General features: G+C 66.5%; 15 protein-coding genes and 3 pseudogenes. 11 read left to right on the top strand and 7 right to left on the bottom strand.

The window, feature by feature from the left end; genetic code table 11:
- Positions 1-765 (top strand): annotated as a pseudogene (locus VIU94_RS27690) (hypothetical protein); the annotation flags it as partial.
- 623 nt (positions 766-1,388) lie between these two features.
- Here VIU94_RS27690 and VIU94_RS27685 read toward each other — a convergent pair.
- Together VIU94_RS27685 and VIU94_RS27680 are read right to left on the bottom strand one after the other, a co-directional pair.
- Positions 1,389-1,736: pseudogene (locus VIU94_RS27685) on the bottom strand (transposase); the annotation flags it as partial.
- Positions 1,723-2,625 carry a DUF3626 domain-containing protein gene (locus tag VIU94_RS27680; protein ID WP_331915224.1) on the bottom strand — a complete coding sequence of 301 codons (903 nt, stop codon included), beginning with the start codon at positions 2,623-2,625 and terminating at the stop codon, positions 1,723-1,725. The pseudogene VIU94_RS27685 and the gene VIU94_RS27680, both read right to left, overlap by 14 nt.
- A 233-nt stretch (positions 2,626-2,858) precedes the next feature.
- Here VIU94_RS27680 and VIU94_RS27675 point away from each other — a divergent pair.
- Positions 2,859-3,119: pseudogene (locus tag VIU94_RS27675) on the top strand (DinB/UmuC family translesion DNA polymerase); the annotation flags it as partial.
- A gap of 13 nt (positions 3,120-3,132) precedes the next feature.
- The gene (locus VIU94_RS27670; protein WP_331915230.1) at positions 3,133-4,032 is read left to right on the top strand and encodes an IS5 family transposase; all 900 of its coding nucleotides are present in this window, start codon (positions 3,133-3,135) and stop codon (positions 4,030-4,032) included.
- Here the strand turns inward: VIU94_RS27670 and VIU94_RS27665 are convergent.
- Positions 4,020-4,487, bottom strand: a complete 468-nt coding sequence (locus VIU94_RS27665) for a hypothetical protein (RefSeq protein ID WP_331915222.1) — start codon at positions 4,485-4,487, stop codon at positions 4,020-4,022. The two genes, VIU94_RS27670 and VIU94_RS27665, sit on opposite strands and share 13 nt — an antisense overlap.
- Positions 4,488-4,590: 103 nt before the next feature.
- Between VIU94_RS27665 and VIU94_RS27660 the strand changes: the two genes are divergently transcribed.
- The 3 genes from VIU94_RS27660 (at position 4,591) to VIU94_RS27650 (ending at position 5,968) form a co-directional block, all read left to right on the top strand.
- Positions 4,591-4,722 (top strand): hypothetical protein, encoded by a 132-nt coding sequence (locus VIU94_RS27660; protein ID WP_331915220.1) that lies wholly within the window; start codon positions 4,591-4,593, stop codon positions 4,720-4,722.
- A gap of 70 nt (positions 4,723-4,792) precedes the next feature.
- The gene (locus VIU94_RS27655; protein WP_331915218.1) at positions 4,793-5,428 is read left to right on the top strand and encodes a hypothetical protein; all 636 of its coding nucleotides are present in this window, start codon (positions 4,793-4,795) and stop codon (positions 5,426-5,428) included.
- A 57-nt stretch (positions 5,429-5,485) separates the two neighbouring features.
- Positions 5,486-5,968, top strand: coding sequence for a barstar family protein (locus VIU94_RS27650; protein ID WP_331915216.1), 483 nt, complete (start codon positions 5,486-5,488; stop codon positions 5,966-5,968).
- 37 nt (positions 5,969-6,005) lie between these two features.
- Here VIU94_RS27650 and VIU94_RS27645 read toward each other — a convergent pair whose 3' ends face one another.
- Together VIU94_RS27645 and VIU94_RS27640 are read right to left on the bottom strand one after the other, a co-directional pair.
- Positions 6,006-6,803, bottom strand: coding sequence for a hypothetical protein (locus VIU94_RS27645; RefSeq protein WP_331915228.1), 798 nt, complete (start codon positions 6,801-6,803; stop codon positions 6,006-6,008).
- Positions 6,804-6,840: 37 nt separating this feature from the next.
- Positions 6,841-7,053 carry a recombinase gene (locus tag VIU94_RS27640; RefSeq protein WP_331915214.1) on the bottom strand — a complete coding sequence of 71 codons (213 nt, stop codon included), beginning with the start codon at positions 7,051-7,053 and terminating at the stop codon, positions 6,841-6,843.
- A gap of 172 nt (positions 7,054-7,225) precedes the next feature.
- On the opposite strand from VIU94_RS27640, the gene VIU94_RS27635 reads away from it, so the two are divergent.
- The 3 genes from VIU94_RS27635 (at position 7,226) to VIU94_RS44905 (ending at position 9,426) form a co-directional block, all read left to right on the top strand.
- The gene (locus tag VIU94_RS27635; RefSeq protein WP_331915212.1) at positions 7,226-8,122 is read left to right on the top strand and encodes an aminoglycoside phosphotransferase family protein; all 897 of its coding nucleotides are present in this window, start codon (positions 7,226-7,228) and stop codon (positions 8,120-8,122) included.
- A 42-nt stretch (positions 8,123-8,164) separates the two neighbouring features.
- Positions 8,165-8,329 (top strand): hypothetical protein, encoded by a 165-nt coding sequence (locus tag VIU94_RS27630; RefSeq protein WP_331915210.1) that lies wholly within the window; start codon positions 8,165-8,167, stop codon positions 8,327-8,329.
- 33 nt (positions 8,330-8,362) lie between these two features.
- Positions 8,363-9,426, top strand: a protein-coding gene (locus VIU94_RS44905; protein ID WP_422664592.1) for an IS630 family transposase whose coding sequence is annotated in 2 segments (ribosomal slippage) — positions 8,363-8,810 and positions 8,810-9,426 — 1,065 coding nt in all. Because the reading frame shifts where the segments join, the coding sequence is not laid out codon by codon here.
- A gap of 17 nt (positions 9,427-9,443) precedes the next feature.
- On the opposite strand, the gene VIU94_RS27615 is transcribed toward VIU94_RS44905, so the two are convergent.
- Entirely contained in the window at positions 9,444-9,857 is a 414-nt protein-coding gene (locus tag VIU94_RS27615; RefSeq protein WP_331915206.1) for a hypothetical protein, read from the bottom strand.
- 419 nt (positions 9,858-10,276) lie between these two features.
- On the opposite strand from VIU94_RS27615, the gene VIU94_RS27610 reads away from it, so the two are divergent.
- Complete coding sequence (locus tag VIU94_RS27610) at positions 10,277-10,876, top strand: DUF3885 domain-containing protein (protein WP_331915204.1); 600 nt, start codon at positions 10,277-10,279, stop codon at positions 10,874-10,876.
- Positions 10,877-10,896: 20 nt separating this feature from the next.
- Here VIU94_RS27610 and VIU94_RS27605 read toward each other — a convergent pair whose 3' ends face one another.
- The gene (locus tag VIU94_RS27605; RefSeq protein ID WP_331915202.1) at positions 10,897-11,583 is read right to left on the bottom strand and encodes an integrase; all 687 of its coding nucleotides are present in this window, start codon (positions 11,581-11,583) and stop codon (positions 10,897-10,899) included.
- Between VIU94_RS27605 and VIU94_RS27600 the strand changes: the two genes are divergently transcribed.
- Entirely contained in the window at positions 11,552-11,752 is a 201-nt protein-coding gene (locus VIU94_RS27600; RefSeq protein ID WP_331915200.1) for a hypothetical protein, read from the top strand. The genes VIU94_RS27605 and VIU94_RS27600 overlap by 32 nt on opposite strands.
- The last annotated feature ends 87 nt before the right edge of the window (positions 11,753-11,839 follow it).

Raw genomic sequence — 11,839 nt, 5'->3', positions numbered from 1 at the left:
GCCACCGTCCGCGACAACGGCGACGAGCTGTACATCCTGGACGCACCGCTGCAGGTGAAGATGGAGTCGGAGGTCATCAAGACCCCTGGCGTCGGCGGCGAATCCGGCTGCGGACAGCAGGACGACGCCAGCACCCGGCACAACGCGTCGCTGTACCGCTCGACGATCCTGCCGCAGGTCCAGAACGCGGTGAACACCGCGCCCGAGTACGCCGATCTGCGCCGGGTCTACGCCAGCCGGGTCGCCGCCGAGTGGTTCCGCAAGCGCAGCACCACCAAGCACACGGCGTACTCGGACCTCATCGGCAAGGGCGACATCAGCCGCTGGGCCTCCAAGGAGAAGTGGACGCCCCGTGAGGTCTTCGACCGTTACGTCAAGTCGTACAAGAACGGCGAGTTCAAGGTGAAGCGCACCACCACCAAGGGCAACATCATCTACACCAACACCTACGTCTACGGCGGGGTGGACTTCACCCGGATCAACCAGAACCGGCTGAGCGCCGCCAAGTTCGCCAAGGAACACCCCGCGCTCAGTGCCACGGCGCGCAACGCGCTGCACGCGCCGAGCGGGACTGGCCGCGAAGTCTGGCTCGGGGGCCTCACCAGCTCCAAGCCGTTGCCCGAGGCGTACGCCAGTCCCGCGCCGGCGACATCGAACCCGTGGCTCTACGCGCTTGCGTCCCTGCCCCTCCTCGGCTGGCTCACGGTCGGGGGCCTGTTGCTGCGCCGCCGCCGGGCTGCCGAGCCGACGGGGGCGGCCCGGTGACCATGACGAGGAAGGGAACAGCCGCCGGTGCCTCCGGGCGTCGTGCTCGCGGCGAGCTACCTGTTCGCCGGGGTGGCGGCGCTGGCCCTGGTCTCCTCGGTCGGCACGTTCTTCGCCAGCCCAGAGTTCAGCCGCTATCGGAGCGAACAGGCGGGCGACGGTACGGCGGGTTCGCTCGCCGCGGTCGTGCTGACCGCGTTCGCCGTCTACGACCGCCTTCGGTGCCGTCTGCCTGCTCCTGGCCCTGCTCGACGGACGGGGAAAGAACCCGGCCCGGATTGTCACCGGGATCGTCGGTGCTCTGGCCGTCTGCTTCAACCTCGGGCTGCTTTGCCGTAGACGCCTACGATCCGGTGCCCTAATACGCCGACATGACCCGGATCGTGGCCGTCGGGATGCTCCTGCTCATCACTGGTTCGGTCACCCTGCTGGTGCTTCGGTCTGCCCATGGGACATGCGGTGACCCGGCTCGCGGAATGGTTGGAGGACAGAAGCCACGCATCGCCTAGACCTGTGCTCCGACACGCGCTCAGCTTGCAGACGAGAAGACTGCAGTGCCTTGCCACCGACCGACTTGAAGCTGAGGAATGGCGGTGCCGAACGAAACACAGGGCCTGTCAGCTCCTCCCATTGAGGGCTCGCATGTTCACGGAGTCGATCGCGCACCTCGACCAGTCCAGCTCCCCGCGGGCGGCGAGTTCGTCCAGCACCAGGCGGTGGAGCTTCGCCCGCACCCGCGCCGCGGTCCACTCGGAGAACCGCCGGTGGACCGTCTGCCATGAGGCACCGAAGACTGGCGGCAACTGCCGCCAGGTACACCCCGACGTGGCGACGAAGATGATCGCGGCCAGCACCGCGCGATCGTCGACCCGTCGACGGCCTCCGCCTTGGGGCTTCGTGGGGATCTGCGGTCTCACAGCCCGGAACAAATCCCACAGCCCCTCGGGCACCAGCCCCTCAACGAAGGCCATCGAGTGCAGCCCCCTCCATCGGTGCCGGTGTCGCAGATCTGTCCGTGGCCTTCCAGGGGGCCCCGAATCGTGCCAGGTAGTGCCACACCTTCTTGACCGCCTGGGGGTCATAGAGGCCAGCACGTGCAGCATTTCCGACGATCCGAGGATCGAGCACGCCGTCGACCGCGATCTGCGTGCCCAAGTCGACGTACTCCTGGCTTCGGTAGCCGGAGTGACGTCGGAGTTCTTCAACCCTGAGTCGGAAGCCGGGGTGCCACTCCACCGGGCAGCCAAGACGCAGAGCCGCGTCCTCGACCGTCGTGCCTCGGTAGCAGGGGTCCAGGACCAGCGCCTCCACATGGCATTGCAGCTGGACCGGCCCGTGCACTTGGGCCTCGATGTAATCGTCCAGCTCGTCCTGGCGATCGGCGAAGGCAAGCTCGATGAGCCCCATGCGGGCCGCGACACCGAAATTCGACGGTTCGAGGAAACTATCCGGGTAACAGAACGTGGTCCGCGTCAGCGTCTGGGCCGTCAGCCGGAAGTGTGCCGAGCCGAACCGCGGCGCCCCGCCGACCGGCTTGCGACGGAAGTTCAACGCTCCATAGACGGGCCGCTCATGAGCGGTCGCTTCGTCGTACGCCCCGTCGAAGATCCGGCTCTCCCAGCGCCACCGGTCGCCGTCTGGATACGCGGTCAGTCCGCCGTTGCTAGTCCCAGTGACGAACTGCGAGTGGTAGACGCCGCCCTCGGCCATAGCGTCCAAGATCGGCTTGCCGTGCAGCAGACGGTCTGGGTGGAAGTTGAGGGTCACCCGCAATGCCGGGTCCATCGGAGGGCCCGACGCCAGTTCCGCGACATGCCGAAGGGCCCGTTCCTGCGCTGTCTGGGAGGCTGCAGAGCTCATCAGCACAGTGTTCCCCACCCTGATCAACCGGCGCACGCGGATTGTCCACCGACAGCCCGTTCCAGCGTGACGGAGCGTTGATTGATCACCAATCGAGACGATCTCTCAGAACACTAGGTCTCCCTCGGCTTCCCTTGACCGCTGCAGTGCCAGCATGACGTCGCGGTCTCCGGAGGCTTCGGCCTCTTGGTAACGCACGCTCCACCCAAGTCGACCAGTGCTGAATGGCGATCGGGAGGCATGAAGTCGATGAATCGGTGCGTCAGCGCGCATTGCTCGGGCTTGCCGTTGATATCGGGAGGTATTTGAGAACAGATGGCCAGGTGGCCCGCGCGCTTACTCTTACGGTTCGTTATGCGGATCGGTCCACAACCACCCGGACGCGGATGCTTCCAGAGCCCACAGATCACACCCCAGTCCTGGCGGGCACGGCACGAGCACTGCACGATGCCCTGGGACTCCAGCGGGCCAGAGTATTGGCGCTTTCCCTGAGACCGCGTTTGAGATCTGCCGTGTCTTGGGGCGGGAAAGGCCGTTGAGCCTTGCGTGAGTGGTTCTGGGGGTGGGTATCCGTCGGATCTGACGGATGAGCAGTGGGTTCTGGTCGAACCGTTGCTGCCAGCGGCGAGGGTGGGGCCGAAGGGCGGGCGGCCGGAGAAGCATCCGCGACGGCGGACGGTGGACGCGATCTTCTACGTGGTCCGGACCGGGTGCGCCTGGCGGCAGTTGCCGAAGGACTTCCCGCCCTGGCCCACCGTCTACTGGTACTTCACCTGGTGGCACGACGATGGCACCGTCGAGCGCATCCACGATGCCCTGCGCGGCAAGGTTGGCAAGGCCGATGGCAGGAATGCCGAACCGACTGCCGGGCTGATCGACTCCCAGTCCGTCCGCACCGCAGATACCGTCCCGGCCGCAACCAGAGGCTTCGACGCGGGCAAGAAGGTGAAGGGCCGCAAGCGGTGCATCGTCACCGACACCCTTGGCCTGCTCCTGGCCGTGCACGTCGTCGCGGCCAGTGTCCAGGACCGCGATGGTGCCCGTCGCCCGCTGCTGTGGACCCGGCTCGACCACCCAAGTGTTCAGAAGATCTGGGCGGACCAGGGCTTCGCTGGCCGCTTGGTCGACTGGACCGCCCAGATCCTTGGCCGCGAGCTGGACATCGTGCGCAAAGACCCAGGTCAGCGCGGCTTCCAGGTCCAGCCCAAGCGTTGGGCTGTTGAACGTACCTTCTCGTGGCTCACCGCCCACCGGCGTCTTGCACGGGACTACGAGACCAGCCCGGCCCACGCGGAGACGATGATCCGCTGGGCGATGATCGGCGTGATGGTGCGCCGGCTGGCCCGGGGCCGAGCGGCCGTCCGGAGCGGCCCGCGGCTCCTCGCTGGCTCGGCTCAGGTGTCGTAGCAACCGTTCCATGGTGCGTTGAAGCCCAGGCCGTCGGGATAGAACTCGGCCCACGCACCATCGTCCTCCTCGTCCGCGTCTTCCTCCACGACCAGGCCGAACAGGGCTCCCTCGAACCGGACCTCGAAGGGCGCGATCGCGATGTCCTGGTACCGCCGCTCCGGCAGGGCGTTCAGCCACTCGGCAAGCAGCAGCCGGGCCGCGTCGATCGCCTTCTTTTCGCCGTCCGCCGTGGTGCCGGTGAACTGGATACGCGAGTCCAGGTGCTGGCCGGCCCCGTCGAACTGATGGAGCACGGCGCACCAACGCTTCTGGGACTGCCAGTCGTCGCCGCTCCAGCCCTCAGGGAAGGCCGCAGTGACCGAGGCGAAAAACTGGCCGCCCTGCCACCGCCCGATGGTGCTCGTGCGGTAGTCAGGTTCGTGTCTGATCGGGATGATCTCGGGAACGCTCATGGGCGGAACCATAGGCGCTACCTGGGACAACAGGGGGTGACGACCCCCATCACCTATCCGCGTTGAATGAGATCTCAAACGCGGTCTGAGAGCCGAGGACCTGATGACCGACCAGATCTCCAGCCAGCAGCTCACCTTCGATCAGCAGACGGAAAGCGCCAGCCGGCACAAGCCGGTCCTCGACCGAATTGCGACGCGCTGGCCCGGCTCGGTGGGGCCGGCAACCCCCGTCTGATCGTGATGGGTGCAGGGGAAGATCCGCGTATCGTGGATACAAGGAATTGGTCTGGTTGTTCGGGGGTTGGGTGCAGGTCGAAGAGCATGCTGCCTGGGGGCGGGACTTCCCGGTCAAGTACTTGCTGGTCCGCGAGGACGAAGAGGGTGAGGAGAGGTTCTGGGGACGGTGCGCCGGCGTAGAGGGCCTGTTCGTGGACAGGGTTCCGCCGCCGCGAGAGGTGCTGACTCTGCGGGGGTGTACGCCCGACGGGGTATTGGGGAATGCCCTTGCCCATGCTGGGAAGGCAACTGGGTTGCTGGGCGACGTGTGCGTCGAGGTCTGGGACGAACAGCAGCCGGTGCAGTGGTGGAACTTGGTGGACACGGTAGTCATTGCTCACCAGCCCAGCCGGACCGATCCGGCCCTGGTGGATGTCGTCGTGGGGGCCGGGGTCGAAGAGGAATACACGTGGTCACGCGCTCTGCCGACGTCGCCACGGTTCGAGCTGTTCGCGGGAACCACTGTGGCCGCCGTCCCGGCTGGGCGCTGCCTGAGTATTGATGGTCTGTTCGTCTCGCGCGAGGCCGCGCCGAGGACTCCTTTGGAGCTCATCGGCTGCGAGGCCGGGGAGCCCTTGCTCGCTGTCCTGCGCAGGCCGCGCAAGTGGGAGCGGGACTGGATGCAGGTGTGGGCCCTGGACCGCAACGGTCGGGTGATGTACTGACACAATGTGGACCTGGATATCACGGGAGCGCGTCCGTCGGTGCTCGGAGGCGCCCTGGTGGACATCACGCTCACCGACGGCGGCGGCGACCGGCCCTCGCTGATTGCCCGTCCGATCTGGGAAGCCTGGTACCAGGGCGTCCCGATGACTCCCAACCAGTGGGCTCCGTACGCGGCGCGAGGGAGAGCCGAGTGGCTCGATCTGACGGCCACCGGCATGAATGACCAAGGCCCTGATCGCACGGGCGGCGTACACCACCTCGACGGCAGATTCGTCACGGACGGGCCCGGTCTGCACTGCGCTATGGCCGAGGCTTTGGTAGGTCCCGGAGGCTACTTCGGCCGTGAATGGAACGCGTTCAAGGACTGTCTGAACGGCGGGTTTGGCGTGGCCGTGCCCTTCACCCTGATCTGGCACGACGCCGACATCGCGCGCCAGGCGCTTGCAGAGGTCGCATCGGATCTCGGGAAGGGGCTCTCCTACTTCGAGGACATCGTGCAGCTCCTCGAACGCTACGGCGTCACGGTCGTCCTCCAGTGACTCGATACCGTCCGAGCCCTACAAGACTGCTGCACACTCAGAGCGTCAGCACGGGCCGGGTGGAGAAGTCCTCGCAAAGGTCTTCGCCGTCGGGGCCGTACACGAACTCGACCATGGAAGGGTTCCTGTTGGCAGTGGCCAGGGGCAACCACGCCAACATATGGCCGTAGCCGCCACACACCGACTCGCCGCCGTCGCCGCCGTGTACCGCGGTGACGTCGCTCGTCAGCTCTGTGCTGTAGGTGTCGTAGGCGATGCGTAGGCCGAAGGCGTTCGGCTGGTTCTGCGGCCCGTCCGAGTCTCCGTAGGGGATGCGGTCGAGGGGGCAGTCGTTGCCCCACCGGAAAAGGGTTGTGGCGCCGGCCCCGCAGGCGTGCTCCCACTCGTCCGAGCTAGGCATCCGCAGGCCGCGAGCCGCGAGCGCGGCCGGCATGTCGGCGGGCAGTTCGGTCAGGTTCTCGTCCCCCACGGCCATCAGCACGGCGGCCAGGGTGACGCTCCGGCGCGGGCTGAGCACCTGGGCGAGGTGGGCCCGAAGGTCGGGCCCGTAGCCGAAGCCCTGATCCAGGCTCTCTGCGTCATCGGCGGTCTGCTCGGGCGTCGGCTGCCAGGCGTCGAGGTCGAACCCGAGCGTCACTGGGCCGCCGGGTATCAGAGCGAATTCCTGAGCATTCCGTTCGATCCGGACACGATGCAGCGGGGTGTTGAGGTGCTCAACGGTCTCGAGAGCGGTCACGCGGCCACTGACCAGCTCCGCGACCTCGCGGGCGACGCGGTGTGCAGTCGGCAGGTCGAATGACCGCCACTGGTCAAGACTGAGATTGGCGAGAGACATGTGCCGCAGTGTTGCACGGGCCTCTGACACGGCACGGTCAGGGGCGAGGCGGGACAGCAGGGATGCCGAGGGTGACCACACCACTCGGTTGCTCAGCTCTCTGGGCCTGTTTGCGCTTTTCGGGCAGGAACTGAAGAGTGAGATCGATTCCTTCGATCTCGCCCAGCCAGCCCTCGCTCTTTGCTTGTTGCCTACGGGCTTCCAGATCTTCCTCCAGTTCGTCGAGACGTGGCAGCATCTTGGGGTTCACATGCAGCATCGGGAAGCGCCGACAAGCTTCTCTGAACTTGAGCCGCCGGTCTGTCGCAAGCTTCTGATCCGTAGCTCTCTGAAACCGAATTGGTGATGCCCGAGGGATCACAGCGAGATGTTCCGGAGAACGAGAGCCCGCTCCGTCTGTCGCCTTAGTACCGTGACTTCGCATGACCGACACCGAGATCGAGATCACCGCAGACCTGGTCCGCGACCTGCTGCAGGAGCAACATCCAGACCTTGCAGGGCTGTCCATCCGCGAGGTGGCGGGCGGCTGGGGTAACCAAATGTGGTGCCTCGGGGACGAGTTGGCCGTGCGCATGCAGCGCATGGACCCCACCCCGGATCTCCAGCTCAAGGAACGGCGGTGGCTCCCCGTGCTGGCCCCGCGCCTGCCGCTCCCGGTGCCGACCCCGGTGCGGTTCGGCGAACCGTCCGAGCGCTTCCCCAAGCACTGGACCGTGATGACGTGGGTTCCCGGCCAGCCGCTGGACCACGGCTCGATCAGCCGCGGCGACCACGCGGCCGACACGCTGGCGGGCTTCCTCCGGGCACTCCATGTGGAGGCGCCCGCCGAGGCGCCGATCGCTACGGACCGCGGTGGCCATCCCAAGAACTGCACGGAGGGCTTCGAGAACCTCTTCCAGGCCGTTGCCCCCGACGACATCGCTGCCGACGTCCGGGCCGTCTGGGACGACGCCGTTGCGGCCCACGAGTGGGAAGGCCCGCCGGTGTGGGTGCACGGCGACCTCCATCCCGCGAACGTCGTTGTCTCGGACGGAACGCTCTCCGGCATCGTCGACTTCGGCGACATGTTTGCCGGCGATCCAGCGTGGGACCTCGCCGCCGCATGGGTGCTGCTGCCCGCGGGCACGGCCTCACGGTTCTTCGACATGTACGCGCATGCAGACGAGGCGGCGATCCGGCGCTCCCGCGGGCTGGCCGCTATGAAGAGCCTCTTCCTGATGCTCATGGGGCAGAACGGAGATCGGGGCCTTCCCGGCGGCAAGCCGAACTGGGGACCTGCAGGCCGGGCGGCACTTGACCGTGTCCTGAAGGGAGTTTGACGCACGCTTCTTTGAACCAGTTCTCGATTTTGATTGAGGGCCATGCGGCAGCCCACCCTCGTGGGTTCATCGATCACCACGCATGGTGGGGATGCCAAGGTCCACGGCCGTATGCTGCCCGTGGCCCCGATCGAGCTGGCTGAGCTTCTCCTCGGCGCCAGCCAGGCTGCTGAACTTGATTGGGTGATGTCGGGGATGTTTGCCTGACGCCGGCCTGTCGGCTGCGGTAGCTGTGGGGCTGTGAGGTACGCACAGGGTGGCGGGCTGACCGACGCGGGCAGGGCCGCACGCGAGCGGATCCGGCTGCAGGCCGTGGAACGCTTCGCGGGCGGGGAGAAGAACCGGGAGATCGCTGCCGCGCTGCGGGTGAGCGAGCGGTCGGTGGAGCGGTGGCGCCGGGCTTGGCGCGAGCGAGGCGAGGCCGGGATCCTATCGAAGGGATCACCCGGGCGTCCCAGGCTCAGCCCGGTTCAGGTCGCGAGGCTGGAGCTGGAGTTGGATGGTGGGCCGCTCGTCCAAGGCTGGGCCGATCAGCGGTGGCCGCTGGCGCGAATCAAGAGGCTGATCGGTCGACTGTTCCACGTTTCGTACACGGTGGAGGGCACGTGGCGGCTGCTGAAGCGGCAGGGCTGGTCGTGGCAGCAGCCCACCCGCCGGGCGATCGAGCGCGATGATGCGGCGGTTGAGCTGTGGAAGAAGGAGGTGTGGCCGCGGGTAAGAGCTGTGCGGCGGCCTGCAACGGCTGGATCCTCTTCGAGGATGAGGCCGGCCAGTCGATGACGCCGCCGCGCTCTCGAACCTGGGGACGGATCGGCCGAACCCCCGTCGTCCGGGTTCGCGGCCGGGGCTCCGGACGGGTGTCGATGGCGGGTATGACCTGCTACAAGCCGGGCGAGCGGTCCCGACTGATCTACGCCATCCGCGAGTACCGAGGGCGCAAGGGGGAGCCGAAGGGCTTCGGCTGGCGGGACCTCCGCGACCTTTTGGTGCGTGCCCGCATCCAGCTCGGCGGGCCGATCGTACTCGTCTGGGACAACGTCCGCCTCCACCTGACCGCCGGGATGCGGGAGTTCATCGCCGCGAATGCCGCCTGGCTCACCGTGTTCCAGCTCCCCACCTACGCGCCGGACCTGAACCCGCAGGAGGGCATCTGGTCGCTGGTCAAACGCGACCTCGGCAACCTTGCCGCAGCCGACCTGGGCCAGATCACCAGGGCCGTGAAGCACAGGCTCAAGCAGATCCAGTACCGCTCGGATTTCGTCGACAGCTGCCTTGCAGGCACGGGCCTCATCACGGACGACTGACCGGCGCTGCAGATTGGTCAGCCGCCGTAGTACCGGTCGTAGGAGGCGGAGCGCTCCTCCACTGAGAAGCCCTCGAATTCACCGTCCGCCTCGAGCTCGCGCAGTCGATCCAGCGCCGCCGCAGCAGCAGGTGCACGGTTGGCCGAGAGGTAGGCCTTCGTCGCGTCGAGCCCGTGCCCAAGCAGGAATTCGATGTCGATCGAGCACGCCGCGTCGAAGCTGGCTTGCTTCGCACTCCAGACCAGGAGCACGTCGTCGAGGTCGCCGCTGTTGAACAGCTGAAAGCAGCAGAGCCTCATCAGCTCGGTGTCGCCCTCGCCCTGGGCGCGTCGCTCACGCGCCGTGTGCTCTCTGAGGAGTGCACGGACCTCGTCGAGATCCGCGCCGACGGGGCGAAGCCCGTAGCGGCGCCAGCTTTCCTTGACATCCATCGCTGGTCTCCTTGATCGTCCGGCCCGGCCCGTGGCCTATCGGCCCCACCCATCGTCGTTCGGTCGGACGACGGCTCCTCTGCCGGTCACAGTATGCACACCGAGGGCCGGCCCATGTGGGTCGGTGGCCACCGGCGCAGATGACCGATGGCCCACTCCACCCGACATCACCCAATCAAGTTGAGTGACCTGGAGACCTTCGACCTCGCCGAGCCAGGCTTCCGTCTCGGCTTCGGCGATTCGGGCGATCAAGTTGTCGCGGATCTCGGCAAGCCGTGCCCGTTGGGACGGGTCAGGTCGGAGGAGGGAGCATCTGACACAAGTTTCTCTGAACCTGCTTCTGTTCTCTCTGAGCTGGTCCTGCCGCTCGTTGACGGGGGTGGCTGTCCGTCGCAACATCAATGCCCGATCATGGAGCGGTGAACGGAAGTAATCCCGGCCTTGATCTCGAAGCGCTCTCTGCCTTGTGGCAACGGCAATGGCCTGTGCCGCAGCAGGACATCCCGATGCGCCGGGCCTATCCCGACCGATGGGTGCGCTTTCACAGCCTCCCCGGATCGAAGCGATACCCGGACGACGAGACCGAGTACAGCATCCTCCTCGAACGCCATCACGCGCTGCTGGCCGAGCTGGGGCCGAACGACGACGAACTGTATGTGGTCACCCGGGAGTGGAACGGAGACCCTGAGCCTGTCACGCGCATGGCGGACCTCCAGAGGGTCGACCCGGATGCCCAGCACTGGGACAGTTGGGTTCATGACGACGACTTCCCGGATGACATCCTCTACGAGCACGAATACATAAGTCGTTGTCCGCGTAACAGGAAAGCTCTTGATCCGCTTCTGCGGCTCGTGGCCGACGAGGTGATCGCAGGGGTCACCCTGGCCCCGCTCGATCTTCGCTGGCTCTATCACCCCTATGACGGTGGCGGGGATGTATTCGCGCCCAGCGCCACGGTCAGGGACGCTCTCAAAGCTGCGCACCCCGACTGGCTGTCCACACATCCCAGCGGCATGTGATGTCACGTCTCCAAGAGTGATCACGGTAGCTCCCCTCCCTGAGGCGTGGCGAGGTGAGGGATACCGAGATCAACAGGAGTGCTGGTTCGGCTGCGTCGGTCGAGCTTCTCCTCTGTGCCTGCAAGGCTGACTTGGAGGCCCTCGACCTCGCCGAGCCATCCCTCGCGTATAGCATCTTCGATGCGGGCGGGGAGGTTGTCGCGAATCTCGACCAGCCTGGCTCGCTGGGCCGGATCTGGTCGGAGGAGAGAGTAACGAACGCAAGCGTGTTCATGAACACAAGGGCTGGAAAAGGCACGAGCGCAGGTGCCGATGGACACTTCGCGCTTCTCGAAGTGCGCCAGGAAAGCGTCCCATTCCGCCTCGGTTGGTGTTCGGTATTCATCGCTGGGTCGGGTGGCCCTGCGGCGGGCGATGAAGGCGCGATGGGCCTCGATGGTCTCGGTGGGGTAGATCGCCTTGTTGCCCATCGTCGTGTCGTGACTCTTGTGCCCGCGAATCACTTGGGCGATGTGTGGTGGCAGACCGTTCATGATGGCGTCAGTGACGAAGATCCGACGGAAGTCGTGCGGGGAGAAGATGGGCGGTTCGCCGCCGGCATCGGTCAGGCCCGTGGTGGCCAGCGTGTTGATCAGGAGCTTGCGGAGGGCTGTCGGGGTGAAGGCGCGGTGTTCGGTGCCGATATCGCGCTGGAACAGCAGCGGCATCGGCGGGTTCCAGACCCGCTCGTGGAACTGCTATGCCGACACCGCCTGCCAACGGCTACGTCGGATCCGCGAGCTCACCGGTCACGCGTCACCGACCCGGGTCAGCACCGTCGAGTCGTACGCCGAGCTCCAAACCCTCCAGGTGCTGCCGCGCTCGGTCCTGCGCTGACCGGCCTCCGCCCGGTTGCCGGACGGATCACCTGTTCAGGGACTGTCCCCGGGCGCCCCGTGACTGGCTCCATATGGAGGGGCGTCC

This window comes from Streptomyces sp., from assembly GCF_036566765.1.
Classification (GTDB): Bacteria; Actinomycetota; Actinomycetes; order Streptomycetales; family Streptomycetaceae; genus Streptomyces.
The sequence above is the reverse complement of the archived record's forward strand: the minus strand, read 5'-3'. Positions and strand labels throughout refer to the sequence as shown.